At 72.9% G+C, this 17,251-nt stretch carries 19 protein-coding genes and 1 riboswitch; of the genes, 11 read left to right on the top strand and 8 right to left on the bottom strand.

The features are described from left to right. Positions 1-20 precede the first annotated feature (20 nt). The 3 genes from RI138_RS05695 to RI138_RS05685 all read right to left on the bottom strand — a co-directional run bounded on the left by RI138_RS05695 (position 21) and on the right by RI138_RS05685 (position 2,961). Positions 21-998 carry a cobalamin biosynthesis protein gene (locus RI138_RS05695; RefSeq protein WP_311119011.1) on the bottom strand — a complete coding sequence of 326 codons (978 nt, stop codon included), beginning with the start codon at positions 996-998 and terminating at the stop codon, positions 21-23. 127 nt (positions 999-1,125) lie between these two features. Further along, a riboswitch (cobalamin riboswitch) is annotated at positions 1,126-1,280 on the bottom strand. 154 nt (positions 1,281-1,434) lie between these two features. Then, positions 1,435-1,680 (bottom strand): hypothetical protein, encoded by a 246-nt coding sequence (locus tag RI138_RS05690; protein WP_311119010.1) that lies wholly within the window; start codon positions 1,678-1,680, stop codon positions 1,435-1,437. Between the two features lie 12 nt (positions 1,681-1,692). Next, positions 1,693-2,961, bottom strand: a complete 1,269-nt coding sequence (locus tag RI138_RS05685; RefSeq protein WP_311119009.1) for an inorganic phosphate transporter — start codon at positions 2,959-2,961, stop codon at positions 1,693-1,695. A 277-nt stretch (positions 2,962-3,238) separates the two neighbouring features. On the opposite strand from RI138_RS05685, the gene RI138_RS05680 reads away from it, so the two are divergent. The 3 genes from RI138_RS05680 (at position 3,239) to RI138_RS05670 (ending at position 6,697) form a co-directional block, all read left to right on the top strand. Continuing rightward, positions 3,239-3,898 carry a class II aldolase/adducin family protein gene (locus tag RI138_RS05680; RefSeq protein WP_311119008.1) on the top strand — a complete coding sequence of 220 codons (660 nt, stop codon included), beginning with the start codon at positions 3,239-3,241 and terminating at the stop codon, positions 3,896-3,898. A 133-nt stretch (positions 3,899-4,031) separates the two neighbouring features. Beyond that, positions 4,032-5,159, top strand: coding sequence for an alpha/beta hydrolase (locus RI138_RS05675; protein WP_311119007.1), 1,128 nt, complete (start codon positions 4,032-4,034; stop codon positions 5,157-5,159). A gap of 185 nt (positions 5,160-5,344) precedes the next feature. Continuing rightward, complete coding sequence (locus tag RI138_RS05670; RefSeq protein WP_311122808.1) at positions 5,345-6,697, top strand: hypothetical protein; 1,353 nt, start codon at positions 5,345-5,347, stop codon at positions 6,695-6,697. Between the two features lie 25 nt (positions 6,698-6,722). Here the strand turns inward: RI138_RS05670 and RI138_RS05665 are convergent, their stop codons facing one another. Next, entirely contained in the window at positions 6,723-7,136 is a 414-nt protein-coding gene (locus RI138_RS05665; protein ID WP_311119006.1) for a VOC family protein, read from the bottom strand. Between the two features lie 117 nt (positions 7,137-7,253). Beyond that, entirely contained in the window at positions 7,254-8,144 is an 891-nt protein-coding gene (gene ypfJ / locus RI138_RS05660; RefSeq protein WP_311119005.1) for a KPN_02809 family neutral zinc metallopeptidase, read from the bottom strand. 202 nt (positions 8,145-8,346) lie between these two features. Between ypfJ and RI138_RS05655 the strand changes: the two genes are divergently transcribed. From RI138_RS05655 to RI138_RS05645, 3 genes are all read left to right on the top strand, one after another. After that, on the top strand, positions 8,347-9,945 hold the full coding sequence (locus tag RI138_RS05655) for an ABC-F family ATP-binding cassette domain-containing protein (protein WP_096628172.1): 1,599 nt from the start codon (positions 8,347-8,349) through the stop codon (positions 9,943-9,945). Positions 9,946-10,265: 320 nt separating this feature from the next. Then, positions 10,266-10,487, top strand: a complete 222-nt coding sequence (locus RI138_RS05650) for a helix-turn-helix domain-containing protein (RefSeq protein ID WP_006123601.1) — start codon at positions 10,266-10,268, stop codon at positions 10,485-10,487. Positions 10,488-10,632: 145 nt separating this feature from the next. After that, on the top strand, positions 10,633-11,424 hold the full coding sequence (locus RI138_RS05645) for an enoyl-CoA hydratase/isomerase family protein (RefSeq protein ID WP_096628174.1): 792 nt from the start codon (positions 10,633-10,635) through the stop codon (positions 11,422-11,424). Between the two features lie 83 nt (positions 11,425-11,507). Here RI138_RS05645 and RI138_RS05640 read toward each other — a convergent pair whose 3' ends face one another. Next, on the bottom strand, positions 11,508-12,212 hold the full coding sequence (locus tag RI138_RS05640) for a hypothetical protein (RefSeq protein ID WP_311119004.1): 705 nt from the start codon (positions 12,210-12,212) through the stop codon (positions 11,508-11,510). A 95-nt stretch (positions 12,213-12,307) separates the two neighbouring features. Between RI138_RS05640 and RI138_RS05635 the strand changes: the two genes are divergently transcribed. The 5 genes from RI138_RS05635 to amaP are packed head-to-tail and all read left to right on the top strand — an operon-like array spanning position 12,308 to position 14,631. Continuing rightward, on the top strand, positions 12,308-12,769 hold the full coding sequence (locus tag RI138_RS05635; RefSeq protein ID WP_311119003.1) for an Asp23/Gls24 family envelope stress response protein: 462 nt from the start codon (positions 12,308-12,310) through the stop codon (positions 12,767-12,769). 56 nt (positions 12,770-12,825) lie between these two features. Continuing rightward, a complete protein-coding gene (locus RI138_RS05630; protein ID WP_096628179.1) occupies positions 12,826-13,017 on the top strand; it encodes a hypothetical protein in 192 nt (63 codons plus the stop codon). Then, the gene (locus RI138_RS05625; RefSeq protein WP_311119002.1) at positions 13,014-13,361 is read left to right on the top strand and encodes an Asp23/Gls24 family envelope stress response protein; all 348 of its coding nucleotides are present in this window, start codon (positions 13,014-13,016) and stop codon (positions 13,359-13,361) included. Before RI138_RS05630 ends, RI138_RS05625 begins: the two co-directional genes overlap by 4 nt. Continuing rightward, the gene (locus tag RI138_RS05620; RefSeq protein ID WP_311119001.1) at positions 13,358-14,047 is read left to right on the top strand and encodes a DUF6286 domain-containing protein; all 690 of its coding nucleotides are present in this window, start codon (positions 13,358-13,360) and stop codon (positions 14,045-14,047) included. Before RI138_RS05625 ends, RI138_RS05620 begins: the two co-directional genes overlap by 4 nt. 5 nt (positions 14,048-14,052) lie before the next feature. After that, positions 14,053-14,631 carry an alkaline shock response membrane anchor protein AmaP gene (gene amaP, locus RI138_RS05615; RefSeq protein WP_311119000.1) on the top strand — a complete coding sequence of 193 codons (579 nt, stop codon included), beginning with the start codon at positions 14,053-14,055 and terminating at the stop codon, positions 14,629-14,631. Between the two features lie 38 nt (positions 14,632-14,669). Here the strand turns inward: amaP and RI138_RS05610 are convergent, their stop codons facing one another. Both RI138_RS05610 and RI138_RS05605 read right to left on the bottom strand, forming a co-directional pair. Next, positions 14,670-15,425 carry an SDR family oxidoreductase gene (locus tag RI138_RS05610; protein WP_311118999.1) on the bottom strand — a complete coding sequence of 252 codons (756 nt, stop codon included), beginning with the start codon at positions 15,423-15,425 and terminating at the stop codon, positions 14,670-14,672. Between the two features lie 4 nt (positions 15,426-15,429). Next, positions 15,430-17,223 (bottom strand): glycoside hydrolase family 15 protein, encoded by a 1,794-nt coding sequence (locus RI138_RS05605; RefSeq protein WP_311118998.1) that lies wholly within the window; start codon positions 17,221-17,223, stop codon positions 15,430-15,432. Positions 17,224-17,251 lie beyond the last annotated feature (28 nt).

The raw sequence follows: 17,251 nt of genomic DNA, 5'->3' as shown, positions 1-17,251 counted from the left end.
CGCGTTCCGTGCCGGACCGTTCATGACCGCCCCCGCCTTCGTCCCGCAGCCGACCGCCCGGCGGCCCGCCCCGCGACCATCCGCGCCGCCACGCACACACCCAGGGCCAGCGCACTCACCCGGCGCGACAGCCGCACCGCGCGTTCGATGTCGTCGCCGCGCACGTCCCGGCCGGACTCCCCGTTCAGTACGGGCCGGTGCTCCACGCGCCCCGCGTACGCCAGCGTTCCCCCCAGTCGTACGCCGAGCGCCCCCGCGAACGCGGCCTCCACCGGTCCCGCGTTCGGGCTCGGGTGGCGCCCCGCGTCCGCCTTCCAGGCGCGTACGGCCTCGGACGGCCGCCCGCCCGCCACCACGGCCAGCGCGGCCGTCAGCCGGGCGCCGGGCCACCCAGCGAGGTCGTCCAGGCGAGCCGAGGCCCATCCGTAACGGCGGTGGCGGGGCGACTTGTGGCCGACCATCGCGTCGAGCGTGTTCACGGCCCGGAAGCCGACGAGTCCGGGCACCCCGCCGACGGCGCCCCACACGAGCGCGCCGACGACGGCGTCCGAGGTGTTCTCGGCGACCGATTCCACGACGGCGCGGGCGATCCCAGGCCCGTCCAGGGAGTGCGGGTCGCGCCCGCACAGATGCGGCAGCCGTTCCCGGGCGACCTCAAGGTCCCCGGCGGCCAGCGCGCCCCCGATGGCGCGGGCCTCCCGGCCCAGCGACGTACCGCCGACGACCGACCAGGTGGCGGCGGCGGTCAGCGCGACGGCGAGCGCGGGGCGCTCCCGTACCGCACGGGCGGCCAGCGCGGCGGCCCCCACGGCGCCTCCGGCGCACATGAGGGTGTGCAGCGCGCCCCGGCCCCGGTCGTCACGCCACAGCAGGGACTCCACCCGCGCGGCGGCCCGGCCGAACCCGGCGACGGGGTGGCCCCGCCGGGGGTCGCCGAAGAGCGCGTCGGCGACCATTCCGGCCGTGGCGCCGTACGCGAAGAGGCGATCGGCACGCACGGCTCAGCCCGTCGTGGGTCGGGGCGTTCCGGAGTGAGGGGGCACTGGATGCGGCGCACGGCGGCCGGACATGGCATAGGTCCTTAACTCAGGGTCCGCGCCCTGGTTCGACGAGAGCGGCGACGAGAGTCTCCTGGCTCCCGGATCCGCAGCTCCCCCGGCCTTCCAGCCCGTGCGCGACGGGCCGTGACATCCGGTGTCCCGACAGGTCGTGACGTCCGGTGTGGGGGAGTGCTCCCCGGTGACAGTGGCGGGACCGCGCCGGATTCGCACCGGCTTCCTCTGCTGTCGCCGTGAATGGCTCCGGCAGTCCACCACGCTGCGAGAACAGCCGTCAACTTGCTGTTGACCTGCGGAGGCCAGGTGTGCGCAGACGCACATCGGGCCGGACACACACGAGGTGTGTCCGGCCCGATGAGGGGTGCCGTGGGACGCGTCAGGCGACGATCAGATAGATCCCGTACGAGACCGCCGCCGCGCACGCCGCGAAGCAGGCGTACGCGCTGGTGCGCGCCAGCGCGGCGGTACCGCCGGAGGCACCGCTCCCGGAGCCGCTGCCGCCGGCCGGGGCCGACAGCTTGGAGAGGGCGACGATGCCCAGGGTGAAGACGCCGACCAGCGCGACGGTGATCACGAGACTGACACCGAAGACGGAGGCGAGAGCTGCCCAGTCGATTTTCATACGGATCTGTCCTTACACCGTGGCCGCGGGGCGGGGCGTGTCGTCGGGTGCCGCGGCCGGGGCCGGGATGGTGGTCGAGAGGTCGGAGACCGGTGCGCCCGCGGGGGGCGGGGAGACCGCGGCGATGGCGGTGGTGACGACGCCCTGCGGCTCGTTCGCCGCCGCTTCCTCGGTGTCGTTGACGTTGGTGTGGTCGACCGGCTGGCGGCGCGAGGCCAGCCAGATGGCGAAGGAGCCGCCGACCAGGATGGCCGCGGTGACGGCGACACCCCAGGGGCCCTGCTTGGTGAGGAACTCGGCACCCGCGCCGACCAGACCCGCGGCCGGGAGCGTGAGGCCCCAGGCGACGAACATCCGGGTGGCGGTGGACCAGCGGACCACGCCGCCCTTGCGGCCGAGGCCCGCGCCCATCACGGCACCCGAGCAGGACTGGGTGGTGGAGAGCGAGAAGCCGAGGTGCGAGGAGGCCAGGATGACGGTCGCCGCGCTGGTCTGGGCGGCGAAGCCCTGCGGCGGCTGGAGGTCGGTCAGGCCCTTGCCCATGGTGCGGATGATGCGCCAGCCGCCGAGGTAGGTGCCGAGCGCGATGGCGACACCGGCGGAGACGATGACCCACATCGGCGGGTTGGAGCCGGGGGCGAGGACGCCGCCGGTCACCAGGGCCAGGGTGATGATGCCCATCGTCTTCTGGGCGTCGTTGGTGCCGTGGGCGAGCGAGACGAGACCGGCCGAGGCGATCTGCCCGGTCCGGTAGCCCTTGGCCGTCGACTTGAGCTGGTTCGGGTCGGTGACGTTCCGGTTGATCCGGTACGTCAGCCGCGTGGCCAGCATCGCTGCGAGACCGGCGACGAGCGGAGCGGCGATCGCGGGCAGCAGCACCTTGGTGACGACGGTGCCGCCGTTGATCGAGGACCAGCCGGCCGACATGACCGCGGCGCCGATCAGACCGCCGAACAGGGCGTGGGAGGAGCTGGAGGGCAGGCCGACCAGCCAGGTCAGGAGATTCCACAGGATGGCGCCGACGAGCGCCGCGAAGATGACCTCGGTTCTGATGCCGTCTTCGTTGACGATCCCGCCGGAGATCGTCTTGGCGACCTCCACCGACAGGAAGGCGCCGATCAGGTTGAGAACGGCGGACATCGCCACCGCTGTCTTGGGCTTCATCGCGCCGGTCGAGATGGTGGTCGCCATCGCGTTGGCGGTGTCGTGGAAACCGTTCGTGAAATCGAACACGAGAGCTGTTACGACCACAATCGCAAGCAGCAGCGTGATGTGTTCCATTTACCCAGGCAATCGTTCGGCGTCAGTGGCTCGTGGACCGTAGGCAACCTGGGTGAACGGAAGATGAACTGAGCAGGGCGCTGTGGTGACCCCAACCAGGGGCGACTGATTCCGCTTGTGTGCGGGAGGGGCGGTGGGAGTCCCCTGGGGCGCCGTCTGGTCTGCCCTTTACCGCTCGTTGGTGAAGTTTTTGGCGGGCGTTTCCGGCCCCGGAAGAGATCCCGGTCACGTGGGGCACGACGTTCCGGTTTCCGTCTCCCGCCCCTACGCTCGCCCCATGAGCGAGCAGCAGCCGGAATCCGTCGCCCGGGTCTGGGAGGAGGTGGTCGCGACCGCCCGCCGCAGCGCCGCGGACGGCCTCGTAGTCGGCACCTCGGGCAATGTGTCCGCCCGTGCCGGAGACCTGGTCCTGGTGACGCCCAGCGGGGTGCCCTACGACCGGCTCGGCCCCCGTGACACGGTCGGCGTCGACCTCGACGGCCGCCAAGTCATCGGGGACCTCCGGCCGACCAGCGAACTCCCCCTCCACCTCGCGGTCTACCGCGAGACCGGCGCCGCCGCCGTGGTCCACACCCACGCGGTGCACGCCACCGCCGTCTCCACGCTGCTGCCCGAGGTGCCGCTCGTGCACTACGCGGCCGCCATCCTCGGCGGTCCCGTCCGCACAGCCCCCTACGCCCGCTACGGCACCCCGGAGCTGGCCGACGCCATGCTCGCCGCCCTGCGCGACCGCACCGGCTGCCTCCTGGCCAACCACGGCACCGTCACCTACGGCGACACCCTCGACCAGGCCTACGAGCGCACGGCCCAGCTGGAGTGGCTGTGCCGGCTCTGGCTCACGGCCGACTCCGTACCGGGCCGGACCCCGGCCCTGCTCAGCGAGGCCCAGCTCGCCGAGGTGACCGAGGCGCTCAGGACCTACGGCCAGCCGGGCTGATCCGGAGCGCCCGGGCGCGGGGAGGGGCGCGGGGCGCGGGCGGACCCGGGGCGCGGGCCCCGCACGGCTCGTGCCCGCCCCGCACGGCCCCCGCCCGCTGGCACCCCGCCGTTCGCCCCCCGACACTGGAGCCGTGCGCCCGGCAACTGCGACGGCAACGGCCGTCACCACGATCCTCGGCGCCGGTGCGGCAGCGGTCGCGGCCGGCCGGTACGCCAGCGACGCCGCCCTCAAGGCGGCCCCCGGGCGGTCCCTGCCCGCCGACCGCAGACTCACCGTGCACGCCACCGCGGCCGGACAGGTCACCCTCACCCGCTCCTTCTCCGCGCTCCGGCCCGGTACGTACGGGCTGGCAGGCCCCGATGTCCACGCGGTGGTCGGGCCCGTCGTCGAAGGGGCCTCCGCCGCCGCCGACACCGTCGTGCGCAGGCTGGAGCGGGTCATCCACGGCCTCCTCGAACCGGGCGCGAAGGTCCGGCTCACGACCGAGCTGTACGACGGGGACCCGGGCAGCGACCTCGGCCTCGACCACCGGGAGGTGGAGATCCCCGGCGAGCTCGGAACGCTGCCTGCCTGGTACGTGCCCGGCGCACGCCGCACCTGGGTCATCACCGTGCACGGCCTCGGCACCACCCGGGCCCACCCCATGAACCTGATGGGCTTCCTCCACCGGCACCGCTTCCCCGTGCTCGACCTCGCCTACCGGGGAGACCCCGGAGCCCCCCGCTCCGCCGACGGCCTCAGCCACTTCGGCGCCTCCGAGTGGCGCGACGTCGACGCGGCCCTGCGCCACGCGTTGCGCTACGGGGCCGCGAACGTGATCCTGCACGGCTGGTCCACCGGCGCGACGATGGCCCTGCTCGCCGCGGTCGAATCCCCGCTCCGCGACCGGATCAGCGGCCTCGTCCTCGACTCCCCGGTGCTCGACTGGCCGGTCACCCTGCGCGCCCTGGCCGCGGCCCGCGGCGTCCCGGCCGCTCTGCTGCCGCTGGCGGTCCGCGCCGCCCAGGGCCGGACCGGGATGAGCGGCGCCCCGCTGCTGGACACCTCGGTGCCCGACGCGCTGCGCACCCCGACCCTGATCCTGCACGGGCCCGACGACTCGATCGCCCCCTGGGGGCCCTCCCGTGAACTCGTCGCCCGCCGTCCGGACCTGGTCAGCCTCCACGCCGTGGCGCAGGCTCCGCACGCGGCGATGTGGAACGCGGACCCGGCCCGCTACGAGGAGACCCTGCGCCGCTTCCTCACGCCCCTGATGTGAGCCGATGCGGTGATCGGCCCCCCTGTCGGCGGTACCGGCGAGGCCTTGCGTCTGCCGGTGAAACGCCTTCCGTTTGGGCTTTCGGGCCGTCAGGGGCAAGACTGCTCCCCGTGACGTCCCGTACCCCGCGCGACTCCAGGCTGCGACTTGTCCGCCCGCGACCCCTTGCCACCGCCCGCAAGGCCGTGACCACCCGGCGCACCAGGCCGGCCCCGCGGCCGCCCGAGGGCACCCCGCCGCGCACGGAACTGGCCCACCAGGCCAGGGCAGTGCTCGCCGACGCCGTACGCATCGCCCACTGGGCCGCCGGGACCCCGGGGAACCCGGGCCCCGGAACCGCCGCCCCGCTCGCCGCCCACGCCCCCGAACGGGCGGCCGCCGCCCTGCACCTCTCCCCGGCGCAGGTACGAGCGGGCTGGGACCGGGCCCGGCTGGCCGGGCTGATCGAGCTGCACGGCGACACCGCCCGCCCCGGCTGGCGGCTGCGGGCCTGGGACCGGGACGACTCCGCCGTGCTCCGCGGCTGGGTGGCACTCTTCGACGCCTGGTCGCTCGTCCACCCCGCCCCCGAGGGCATCGAGACCGGTGCGGTCGCCGAAGCCGTCGAGGCCGTGCCCCAGGTGCTCTCCCTCCTCCAGCTCTCCGCCGGCCCCGTCGCCGTCCCCGCCCTCCTGGACCTCCTCGGCCAGCGCGTCGCCGAACTCCAGGAGGAGCGCTGCGAAGTGCCCCTCGGCCCCGGCAGAACGGCCGCACTCGCCGCCCCGGGCGTCCAGGCCCCCGCCGATACCGCCACCGGCCCCGCCCGCAGCGCCGAGGAACTCAACGCCCTGCTGCTCGACTGGGCCCTGGAAGGCCTCGCCGCCGTCGGAGCGCTGACCCTCGGCAACGGGCACGCCACCCTCACCCCGCTCGGCAACTGGGCGGTCTGGGTCAAGCTGGAGCAGATCTGCGTGGCCGCCCAGAGCCCCGCAGGGAACATCGAGCAGGCCGCCGCCGACATGCTCCTCGGCTGCGCCCGGCTCACCCCCGGACCGGCCCGCGACGAATACCGCGCCTGGCTCGCCGCCCGTACGGTCGGCACCGCCGTCGCCGAACTGCTGGCCGTCGCCCGGGGCGAGGACGCGCTGCTGCGCGGACTGGCCTTCGAGGCACTGCGGGTCGTCGGCGCCCCCGCCGAACCCGAGGTCCGGGCCGTGCTCGCCGAAGCCTCGCTGCGCCCCTACGCGCTGCTCTGGCTCGCCGAGTACGAGGGCAACGACCCCGACGACGCCCAGGACGTCCTCAGCCGGGAGGAGGCCACCTGGCTCTGGGTCGACACCGCAGCCGCCGTCGCCGACCACGGCGAGACCGGGCTCCTGGTGCGCCACCTCGACTCCGCCGTCCAGGGCACCGTCCCGGCGCTGCTCGACGAGGTCAGGGCCGTCGGCCACCCGCGCACCGTGCAGGTCCTGGTCGCGCTGGCCGCCGCACACCCGGACCCGGCCCTGGCCAAGGCGGTCCGCCGGGCCGCCTTCCAGGTCCACACCGGCGGCGCCTGATCCCCGCGCCGCCGGGGTCAGCCGCTCAGCCGGCGGACCCCGGGGCGTACGTCCCGAAGCTCCACACATTGCCCTCCGCGTCCCGGGCCATGTAGTCCCGGGAACCGTAGTCCTGGTCGGTCGGCTCCATCAGGATCTCGACACCGAAATCCTTGGCCCGGGCGTAGTGCTCGTCCACCTCGTCGACCACCACGTAGACCCCCGCCGGGCCCGCGCCCGCCATCGCCCGCGCGAACGCGCCGTCACCCCCCTTGGAGCCGAGCATCACCCTGCCGTTGCCGCAGGACAGCTCGGCGTGCAGCACACTGCCGTTCTCGCCCTCGTAGACCGCTTCCTCGGCGAAACCGAGGCCCTGCGTCAGCGTCCTGATCGCCGCCTTCGCGTCGTCGTACAGAATCGTCGGGTAGATCGTCGGAACCCCGCTCGCCGCGCCTGCCATGGCACTCACCTCTTCTGACATCCGTTTGCCGTACCGCGTGCTGTGATGTGCGTCTCAGTCTTCCACCGGGCACTGACAATGCCCTCCTGAGGCAGGTCCGAAGAAGATCTCCGCAGGTCAGGTGAAGGTGTCGCACTGCGCCATGTCCCCGGTCCGCAGCCCCGTGGAGAACCACTGCTGCCGCTGCGCGGCCGAGCCGTGCGTCCAGGACTCCGGCGTGACCCGCCCCTGGTACCGCTCCTGGATCCGGTCGTCCCCGACCGCCGCCGCCGCGTCCAGGCCGTCCCGGATGTCCGCCCGGGTCAGCTCCGTGACCAGCGGCCGCCCGGTCGACTCGTCCGGCGTCGTCGTCGCGTGGTGCGCCCAGACCCCGGCGTAGCAGTCGGCCTGGAGCTCCACCCTCACCGCGTTGCTGTCCGCGCCCTGCCGCCCGTCCTGAGACCGGCTCAGCGTGCCCGTCTGGTTCTGCACATGGTGGCCGTACTCGTGCGCCACCACATACGCCTGGGCGAACGGCCCGCCGCTGGAGCCGAACTTCGTCCGCAGGTCGTCGAAGAAGCCCAGGTCCAGATAGACCCTGCGGTCACCCGGGCAGCAGAACGGCCCCACCGCCGAGGTCGCCGCCCCGCACGCGGTGCCCACCCGCTCGCTGAACAGGACCGTCCGCGCGTCCCCGTACGTACCGCCGCGCCGCTGGAACTCCTGGCGCCAGAAGTCCTGCACGCTGTTGACCACCGCCACCGTCCGGCAGTCGTCCCGCCTGTTCGCGTCCCGGCCCTTCAGGCAGCTCTGCCGCACCTGGGCGGCGGACGACGAGCTCGTCGTGGGGTCGGAGCCGTCCGAGGTGAGCCCGAGCTGATCCGGCCCGACACCGAAGAGCAGCCCCAGGATCAGGGCGATCACCCCGGCGATGCCCCCGCCCACGGTGGCCCTCCCGCCCGGGATCCGGCTGCCGCGCACGTCCTGGACCTCGGACGTGTCCAGATCGGCGTCGTCGTCGAACCGCACGCTCGCACCACCCTCGCCTGGGGCGGGCGGCGCGGTGCCGCCCTGCGCCGAGTATCGGACGGTTCATCCCGGCGGGCACGCGGAAAAGCAGTTGCACACCGCCAGTAGAATGGGGCTCATGGCCATTCTCCTTGTGCATTAGCGGCGTCGAGAGACCTCCGCCCTCGTCCCTCCGCCGTCCATACTGCCCTGGAGTTTTTCCGTGATCACCGCCACCGGCATCGAGCTGCGCGCCGGCGCCCGCATCCTCATCGAGTCCGCCTCCTTCCGCATCGCCAAGGGCGACCGCATCGGCCTGGTCGGCCGCAACGGCGCGGGCAAGACCACCCTCACCAAGTGCCTCGCGGGCGAGGGCGCCCCCGCGGGCGGCACCATCACCAAGTCCGGCGAGGTGGGCTACCTCCCGCAGGACCCGCGCACCGGCGACCTCGACGTCCTCGCCCGGGACCGCATCCTCTCCGCCCGCGGTCTCGACGAGATCCTGCGCAAGATGCACGAGAACGAGGACCGGATGGCGAACGGCAAGGGCGCCACCCGCGAGAAGGCGATGAAGAAGTACGAGCGCCTGGAGACGGAGTTCCTCACCAAGGGCGGGTACGCCGCCGAGGCCGAGGCCGCCACCATCGCCGCCGCGCTCAACCTCCCCGACCGGGTCCTCGGTCAGCCCCTGCACACCCTGTCCGGCGGCCAGCGCCGCCGTGTCGAGCTGGCCCGGATCCTCTTCTCGGACGCCGACACCCTGCTCCTGGACGAGCCGACCAACCACCTCGACGCCGACTCGATCGTCTGGCTGCGCGACTACCTCAAGTCCTACCGCGGCGGCTTCATCGTGATCTCCCACGATGTCGAGCTGGTCGAGACGGTCGTCAACAAGGTGTTCTACCTCGACGCCAACCGCTCGCAGATCGACGTCTACAACATGGGCTGGAAGCTCTACCAGCAGCAGCGCGAGGCCGACGAGAAGCGCCGCAAGCGCGAGCGCCAGAACGCCGAGAAGAAGGCCGCCGCCCTCAACTCGCAGGCCGACAAGATGCGCGCCAAGGCCACCAAGACCGTCGCCGCCCAGAACATGGCCAAGCGCGCCGACCGGCTGCTGGCCGGCCTGGAGGCCGTCCGGGTCTCCGACAAGGTCGCCAAGCTGCGCTTCCCCGAGCCCTCTCCCTGCGGCAAGACCCCGCTGATGGCCGAGGGCCTGTCCAAGTCGTACGGCTCGCTGGAGATCTTCACCGACGTCGACCTCGCCATCGACAAGGGCTCCCGCGTCGTCATCCTCGGCCTCAACGGCGCGGGCAAGACGACGCTGCTGCGCCTGCTCGGCGGCGCCGAGAAGCCCGACACCGGCCAGATCATCCAGGGCCACGGGCTCAAGCTCGGGTACTACGCCCAGGAGCACGAGACCCTCGACCCCGAGCGCACCGTCCTGGAGAACATGCGCTCCGCCGCCCCCGACCTCGACCTGGTGGAGGTCCGCAAGACGCTGGGGTCCTTCCTCTTCTCCGGTGACGACGTCGACAAGCCCGCGGGTGTGCTCTCCGGCGGTGAGAAGACCCGGCTCGCGCTCGCGACCCTGGTCGTCTCCTCCGCCAACGTGCTGCTGCTCGACGAGCCGACGAACAACCTCGACCCCGCCAGCCGCGAGGAGATCCTCGGCGCGCTGCGCACCTACAAGGGCGCGGTCGTCCTCGTCACCCACGACGAGGGCGCGGTCGAGGCCCTCCAGCCGGAGCGCATCATCCTGCTCCCGGACGGCGTCGAGGACCTCTGGGGTGCCGACTACCGGGACCTCGTCGCCCTCGCCTGATCCACCGGGGATAGATCATTCGGCCTACGCGTGATCCATCATCTGCGTGAGGGTGTCTCGTACTCCGGTGGTGCGCCGGGCGCTCACTCGCTGTGCGCCCCCTTTTCGGCCGCTGTTCCCCGTACGGCCCTGACCTGGAAGTTCTTCCTCCGGTCGGGGCCGTGCGCCCTCGTGCACCCCTCGGAATAAGGGATTCCGTTCGTGTCGGCGTGCTCTTTGCCCGGAAATCCGGTCGCATCGACCTTGCCGAATGGGTGGCCAGGAAGCGCGAGAGGGGTGATCATGAGAGTCCAGAGCGCACTTCCCATGAGGAGGCACGGGTGGCCGAGACTCTGAAGAAGGGCAGCCGGGTGACCGGCGCCGCGCGTGACAAGCTCGCGGCAGACCTGAAGAAGAAGTACGACTCCGGTGCGAGCATCCGGGCGCTGGCCGAGGAAACGGGCCGCTCCTACGGGTTCGTCCACCGGATGCTCAGTGAGTCCGGAGTGACGCTGCGAGGACGCGGCGGCGCGACACGGGGCAAGAAGGCCGCTTCGGCCTGAGGGCCGCAGGCGTCCTGAGGTCCGAAGTCTCCGGGGCTCAACGGAATTCGAGGTGGCCACCCGGCTGACCGCGAGGTCGTCCGGGTGGTTACTGTTCAGTCACTTAGTTCTGAGTGCTGACTGCACCCCGATCCGGAGGCGCCCCATGACCTCGCTCGACACGGTGTTCGACAAGGACGGTGTACGGCTCACTGTCGATGACGCCATCGCCACGGTGACGCTCACCAACCCGGCCAAGCGCAACGCTCAGTCTCCCGCTCTGTGGCGGGCGTTGACCGAGGCCGGACGGGTGCTGCCCGGCACGGTGCGGGTCGTGGTGCTCCGCGGCGAGGGCAAGTCCTTCTCCGCGGGCCTCGACCGGCAGGCGTTCACGCCCGAGGGCTTCGACGGCGAGCCGTCGTTCCTCGACATGGCGCGCGGCCCCGAGGCCGAGCTCGACGCGACCATCGCCGAGTACCAGGAAGCGTTCACCTGGTGGCGCCGCAACGACATCGTGTCGATCGCGACGGTCCAGGGACACGCCATCGGGGCCGGCTTCCAGCTCGCCCTCGCCTGCGACCTGCGGATCGTTGCCGAGGACGTGCAGTTCGCCATGCGCGAGACCAGTCTCGGTCTCGTTCCCGACCTCACGGGTACCCACCCCCTGGTGCACCTCGTGGGGTATGCCCGCGCGCTCGAAATCTGTGCCACCGGCCGCTTCGTGCATGCCGAGGAGGCCGAGCGCACCGGTCTCGCCAATCTCGTGGTCCCCGCCGACCAGCTCGATGCCGCCGCACGCGATCTGGCCGCCGCCCTGGTGGCTGCCCCCCGCGACGCCGTCGTCGAGACCAAGGCACTCCTCGGCGGTGCGCTCTCGCGTGACTACGAGGAGCAGCGCGTCGCCGAGCGCGCCGCCCAGGGCCGCAGGCTCCGCGACCTGGCGGGCATCACCGACTGACGCGCCCGCCGGCGCACCGACCGACACACCCACCGGCTGCCGGCGCCCTGTCGGCGCGCCGACAGCCGCGCCGGGCCACGGGTTCAGCTTCCGGGGCCCGGCTCCACCACGTCCGTGACCACCACGGTCACGAGCTGCCGGTCCTCCAGGGCCGCCGCCACCGCCGTACGCACCGACCGGGCCACATCCAGCGCCCGGCGGTCCGCGGCCGTCGCCACCTCGATCCGTACGTGGTCCCGGGCGGTGTGCACCGCCCGGCCCAGGGCCCTGGTCAGCGAGACGACGCCCGGAGCCCGGGCGGCCGCGGCGGCCACCGGCCCGTCCGCCTCCGCGAGGGGGGCCGCAGGCGCGGCCGCCGTCACCTGATCGGGTGCATCCTCGTCGAACAATGCCGTCACCCTCAGATCCACCTCGGCGATCTCCAGCCCCAGCCGGGCGGCCGCCGCCGTGATCAGCGCCTCGCGCAGCGCCGCCGCGGCATCGTGCAGCGGCCGGTCCACGACGGCCGAGAACTCCGCCTCGATCCGCAGGCGCCGGGACGGCAGCGCGTTCGCCGGAGCCGGAGGTGCTCCTTCCCCCTCCCGTTCCTCCGCCGAGCCGATCCGTAGCTTCCCCAGCACGGTCCCGGGCACGGCCGCCGCCCCGCGCAGCACCGAGGCCGCCGCCGTCTCCACGATCCACGCGCCGTCCGCCGGGCCGCCCAGCGGCAGCAGTCTGCCCAGCCCCAGCCGTTGCCGCACCGCAGCGGTCCGTCCGTCGGCCCTCTGCGGGCTCCGCGCCGTAGTCATCGCCCCAGCCTGCCGCATCCATGGCGCGGAATGGGGAAAGCGCACTTAACGTGGGCAAGGAAGTCCAACCCTGCCCCCCGAAGGGAAGAGCGGCGATGACTGACACCTCTCAGCGCACCAACCCCGACAGCGACAAGGCCCTCGGCAAGCGCGGCGGCGGCGCCCCCGGCACCCGGGGCCGCACGACCATAGCCGACGGCGTCGTCGAGAAGGTCGCCGGAATGGCGGCCCGCGATGTGGTCGGAGTCCACGCGATGGGCAGCGGCCTGTCGCGCACGTTCGGCGCGGTCCGGGACCGGGTACCCGGCGGCGGCAAGTCCGTCACCCGTGGAGTGAAGGCCGAGGTCGGCGAGTCCCAGGCGGCCCTGGACCTGGAGATCGTCGTCGACTACGGCGTCGCGATCCTGGACGTGGCCCGCGACGTACGGGAGAACGTCGTCGCCGCGGTGGAGCGGATGACCGGCCTCGAAGTCGTCGAAGTGAACATCGCGGTCAGCGACGTCAAGCTGCCCGACGAGGAGGACGACGAGGACGAGTCAGCGCAGCGCGTCCAGTAGCTCTCCCGCGTTCTCCGCCGAGAGACACCCCGCGACAAGGCAGTTGAGGAGTCACGATGAGCATGGCTGTGGTCGGTCTGCTGGCCGGCATGGCGCTCGGTTTCGCCGGGTACTTCGGCGGATTCGGAGCCTTCGTACTGGTGGCCGCACTGGGCGCGATCGGCTTCATCGCCGGTCGGTTCATGGACGGCGACCTGGAACCCGGCGACTTCTTCCGGAGTCGCGAGCGCGGCGACCGACGGCGGTGACGGCGGTGACCGGGCGGGTCGCCGCCGCCGAACGGGGCGAGACCCGGATCGCTGACCGGGTCGTCGCCAAGATCGCCGCCCAGGCGGCGAAGGAGGCCGTAGGCGATCCGCCCCAGGAGGGGGAGTCCCCCCGCGCCACGGTCACCGTGCACCGCGACGCCGCCCGGGTCCGGGTCAGCCTGGAGCTCGGCTACCCCTGTGACATCGGCCGCCAGTGCGGCGCGGTGCGCCGCCAGGTCGCCCAGCGGGTCAAGGCGCTGGCCGGCATGGAGGTGCCCGAGGTGGCCGTGCAGGTCGAGCGGTTGCACCCGGTGGCGAGCGGAGCACAGGGGAGAATCCGATGACCGAACCAGGCGAACCGACCCGCTCCACCCGGCGGATGCCGACGGTGGACCAGGACAGCGGCGGCGACGCGTACCCGCTCGCGCCGGGCACGGACCTCGCTGCCCACGAGCCGGTCCCCACCCTGGAGCAGGGCGACGGCGGACCGGCGGGCCGCTTCTGGTCCGCGCGCCGGATCCCGGCCGCCGTGCTGGCCCTCGTCCTTCTGGGCGCGGCCGGGCTGTTGCTCTACGACATCGCCGCCGTACGGGCCGACCATCCGGCCATGCAATGGCGGCGTTCCCTCGCCGACGACCTGGCCGAACGGCCCCTGAACGACGTCCTCGTGCTCGTCGGCGCCGCGGTGGCCGCGGCGGTCGGCCTCTGGCTGATCCTCCTGGCCCTCACCCCCGGACTGCGCGATCTGCTTCCGATGCGCCGCGAGCGCGCCGGGGTACGGGCCGGGCTCGACCGGGCCGCCGCCGCGATGGTCCTGCGCGACCGGGCCGTGGAGGTCCCCGGTGTGCAGTCCGTACGGGTCAGCATGGGACGCCGCAAGGCGAAGGTGCGGGCACTCTCGCACTTCAGGGAACTCGACGACGTACGGACCGACCTGGATTCCGCGCTGGAGAGGGCCGTCCAGGAGCTGGGCCTGGCGAAGCCGCCGGGCCTATCCGTCCAGGTGCACCGTCCGGCGAAGAAGGGATGAGCCGTATGCGCTCCACCGTCAACCGGGTCCTGCTGGCCCTGGCCGGGCTGCTGCTGGTGGTCCTCGGCGGAGCCGTGCTGGCTGCCGGACTCGGTGCATCCGTGCCGTCCTGGTGGCCCTGGGACGGCAAGGACGATGTTCTCCTCAGCGATGCCGACCGGGGCCGCTGGCGCGAGGAGGGCTGGTGGTGGCCGACCGTGATCGCGGTCCTCGCCGTCCTGGTCGTCCTGGCCCTGTGGTGGTTCCTCGCCCAGCTGCGCCGTGGCCGCCTCGCCGAGGTGCTGGTGGACAGCAGTGACGGCGAAGGGGCGCAGCTGCGCGGCCGGGCCCTGGAGGGCGTGCTCGCCGGGGAGGCGGGTGAGCTGGACGGGGTGTCCCGTGCGCATGCGGCCCTGACCGGCCGCAGGGCCGCGCCCCAAGTCCGTATGCGGCTGCTGCTGGAGCCGCACGCCGCACCCCTGGGGACCCTGAACGCGGTGGCCGACGGGGCGCTGACGCATGCCCGCCGGTCGGCCGGTCTGGACGAGCTCCCCGCCGAGGTCCGCCTCAAGGCCGTCAAGCACCGTGCGGAACGGGTGTCCTGACGGCCCATGGGCGTACGCGGGCCTCAAGGGCCGTCCGGTCAGAACCCGTGCCGCGAACCCCCGTCGACCGGCACCATGATCCCCGTCAGATACGAGGCGGCGGGGGAGAGCAGGAAGGCCGCGGTCTTCCCGAACTCCTCCGGCGTCCCGTAGCGCCGCAGCGGGATGCGCGCCTCGTGGGCGGTGCGGGCGGCCTCGGCATCGCCCGACAGGGCGTCCAGCTCGCGGACCCGGTCGGTGTCGATCCGGGCGGGCAGCACGCCCACGACCCGGATGCCGCGCGGGCCCAGCTCGTCGGCGAGCGACTTGGCGAAGCCGGCGAGACCGGGGCGCAGCCCGTTGGAGATGGTCAGCCCGGCGATCGGCTCGTGCACCGATCCGGAGAGCACGAATCCGATGACCCCGCCCTCCCCGAGCGCCGCGGCCGCCGTCCGGGCGAGCCGTACCGCTCCCAGGAACACCGTCTCGAACGCCGTCTGCCACTGGTCGTCCGTGTTGTCCGCGAGGAAGCCGGGGGCCGGTCCGCCGACGCTGATGAGGATGCCGTCGAGCCGTCCGAACCGTTCCCGTGCCGTGTCCACGAGGCGCTGGGCCGCGCTCGGGTCGGCGTTGTCGGCGGCGAGCCCGACGACGTCCGGGCCCAGCGCGTCGGCGGCCTCCGTGGCGCTCCTCTCGTCCCGGCCGGTGATGATCACCTTGGCGCCGTCGGCGGCCAGGGCGTGTGCCGTGGCGTTGCCGAGGCCCCGGGTCGCGCCGGTGACGATGTACACGCGGTCTTCAAGTCCAAGATCCATGGCCCTATCCTGCCGGGTCGTCCCCGGTGAGGTCGACAGCGGAGTTCACCAGTCCGATATGGCTGAACGCCTGGGGGAAGTTGCCCAGCTGCCGCCCGGCCGTGACGTCGTACTCCTCGGCCAGCAGCCCCACGTCGTTGCGGAGTTCCAGCAGTCGTTCGAACAGCTCCCGTGCCTCCCCGGGCCTGCCGATCCGCTGCAACGCGTCCACCAGCCAGAACGAGCAGGCGAGGAACGCCCCCTCGTCGCCGGGCAGCCCGTCGACGGAGACGCCCTCGGTGCTGTAGCGGCGGACCAGCCCGTCGCTGCCCAGCTCGGCGCGGACCGCGTCGACCGTGCCGATCACCCGGGGGTCGTCGGGCGGCAGGAATCCGGTCCGCACGATGAGCAGCGTCGCGGCGTCCAGCTCCCGCGACCCGTAGGACTGGGTGAAGGTGTTCCGCTCGGGGTCGTACCCCTTGTCGCACACCTCGGCGTGCACCGCGTCCCGCATCGCCCGCCAGCGGTCGGCGTCACCGGGCAGCTCGGGGTTCTCCTCCAGCGAGCGCACCGCCCGGTCGGCGGCGACCCAGGCCATCACCTTGGAGTGCACGAAGTGCCGCCGTGCGCCGCGGATCTCCCACAGCCCCTCGTCCGGCTCGCGCCAGCTCGACTCCAGGAAGCCGAGCAGGCTGAGCTGGAGGTTCCAGGCGTGCGGCTTGCTGTCCAGACCGGCGTCGCGGGCCAGCCGCAGCGCGTCGATGACCTCACCGTAGACGTCCAGCTGGCGCTGGTGGACGGCCGCGTTGCCGGTGCGCACCGGCCGGGAGTTCTCGTAGCCGGTGAGCCAGGTCAGCTCCACCTCGGGCAGCCGCCGCTCGCCCGCGAGCCCGTACATGATCTGGAGGTCCGCCGGGTCCCCGGCGACGGCCCGCAGCAGCCAGTCCCGCCAGGCAGCCGCCTCGTCCAGATAGCCCGCCGCGACCATCGCCCCGAGAGTGAGCGTCGCGTCCCGCAGCCAGCAGAAGCGGTAGTCCCAGTTCCGTACTCCGCCGATCTCCTCCGGCAGGGAGGTGGTGGGGGCTGCCACGATGCCGCCCGTCGGGGCGTAGGTCAGGGCCTTCAGCGTGATCAGCGAGCGCAGAACGGCCTCGCGGTACGGCCCCTCGTACGTACACCTCTCGGTCCACTTCGCCCAGTCGTGCAGGGTGTGCTTCAGCGCCTTGCGGGGGTCGATCAGTTTCGGGCGCGGTGCGTGCGAGGGGTGCCAGGTCAGGACAAAGGCCACGCTCTCGCCCTCGGTGACCGTGAACGAGGAGCAGGTGCTGAACTGCTGGCCCCACGTCTTGACCGGTGGTTCGCTGCGCAGCCAGACGGAGTCGGGCCCCGCGACCGCCACCCGGTGGCCGTGCGACCGGCGTACCCAGGGCACCACGGACCCGAAGTCGAAGCGCAGCCGCAGCACGGAGCTCATGTCGACGCTGCCGCTGACGCCCTCGATGATCCGCATCAGATCCGGCGCCGTGTCGCGCTGCGGCATGAAGTCGATGACCTTGACGGTGCCGGTCCGCGTCTCCCAGTACGTCTCCAGCACCAGGGAATCACCCGCGTAGCCCCGCCGCGTGCAGGTGTCCGAGGGGCCCGCGCCCTGCGGGGCGATGCGCCAGTGGCCGTTCTCCTCGGTGCCGAGCAGCGCGGCGAAGCAGGCTCCGGAATCGAAGCGGGGCAGGCAGAGCCAGTCGACGGAACCGTTCCTGCCGACGAGGGCGGCGGTCTGGAGATCGCCGATCAGGGCGTAGTCCTCGATGCGTGGGGTCACGCTCTGGCGTGTTCCCGAACCGGGCCCC

Origin of the sequence: Streptomyces durocortorensis (assembly GCF_031760065.1) — a bacterium.
Taxonomy (GTDB): domain Bacteria; phylum Actinomycetota; class Actinomycetes; order Streptomycetales; family Streptomycetaceae; genus Streptomyces.
The sequence above is the reverse complement of the archived record's forward strand: the minus strand, read 5'-3'. Positions and strand labels throughout refer to the sequence as shown.

Excerpts from the sequence above, each read along its gene's own strand:
- RI138_RS05690 (WP_311119010.1), bottom strand. The coding sequence starts at position 1,680 with ATGAAAATCGACTGGGCAGCTCTCGCCTCCGTCTTCGGTGTCAGTCTC.
- RI138_RS05665 (WP_311119006.1), bottom strand. The coding sequence starts at position 7,136 with ATGGCAGGCGCGGCGAGCGGGGTTCCGACGATCTACCCGACGATTCTG.
- RI138_RS05640 (WP_311119004.1), bottom strand. The coding sequence starts at position 12,212 with ATGACTACGGCGCGGAGCCCGCAGAGGGCCGACGGACGGACCGCTGCG.
- RI138_RS05685 (WP_311119009.1), bottom strand. The coding sequence starts at position 2,961 with ATGGAACACATCACGCTGCTGCTTGCGATTGTGGTCGTAACAGCTCTC.
- RI138_RS05620 (WP_311119001.1), top strand. The coding sequence starts at position 13,358 with ATGACCGAACCAGGCGAACCGACCCGCTCCACCCGGCGGATGCCGACG.
- amaP (WP_311119000.1), top strand. The coding sequence starts at position 14,053 with ATGCGCTCCACCGTCAACCGGGTCCTGCTGGCCCTGGCCGGGCTGCTG.
- RI138_RS05645 (WP_096628174.1), top strand. The coding sequence starts at position 10,633 with ATGACCTCGCTCGACACGGTGTTCGACAAGGACGGTGTACGGCTCACT.
- RI138_RS05635 (WP_311119003.1), top strand. The coding sequence starts at position 12,308 with ATGACTGACACCTCTCAGCGCACCAACCCCGACAGCGACAAGGCCCTC.
- RI138_RS05630 (WP_096628179.1), top strand. The coding sequence starts at position 12,826 with ATGAGCATGGCTGTGGTCGGTCTGCTGGCCGGCATGGCGCTCGGTTTC.
- RI138_RS05610 (WP_311118999.1), bottom strand. The coding sequence starts at position 15,425 with ATGGATCTTGGACTTGAAGACCGCGTGTACATCGTCACCGGCGCGACC.
- RI138_RS05680 (WP_311119008.1), top strand. The coding sequence starts at position 3,239 with ATGAGCGAGCAGCAGCCGGAATCCGTCGCCCGGGTCTGGGAGGAGGTG.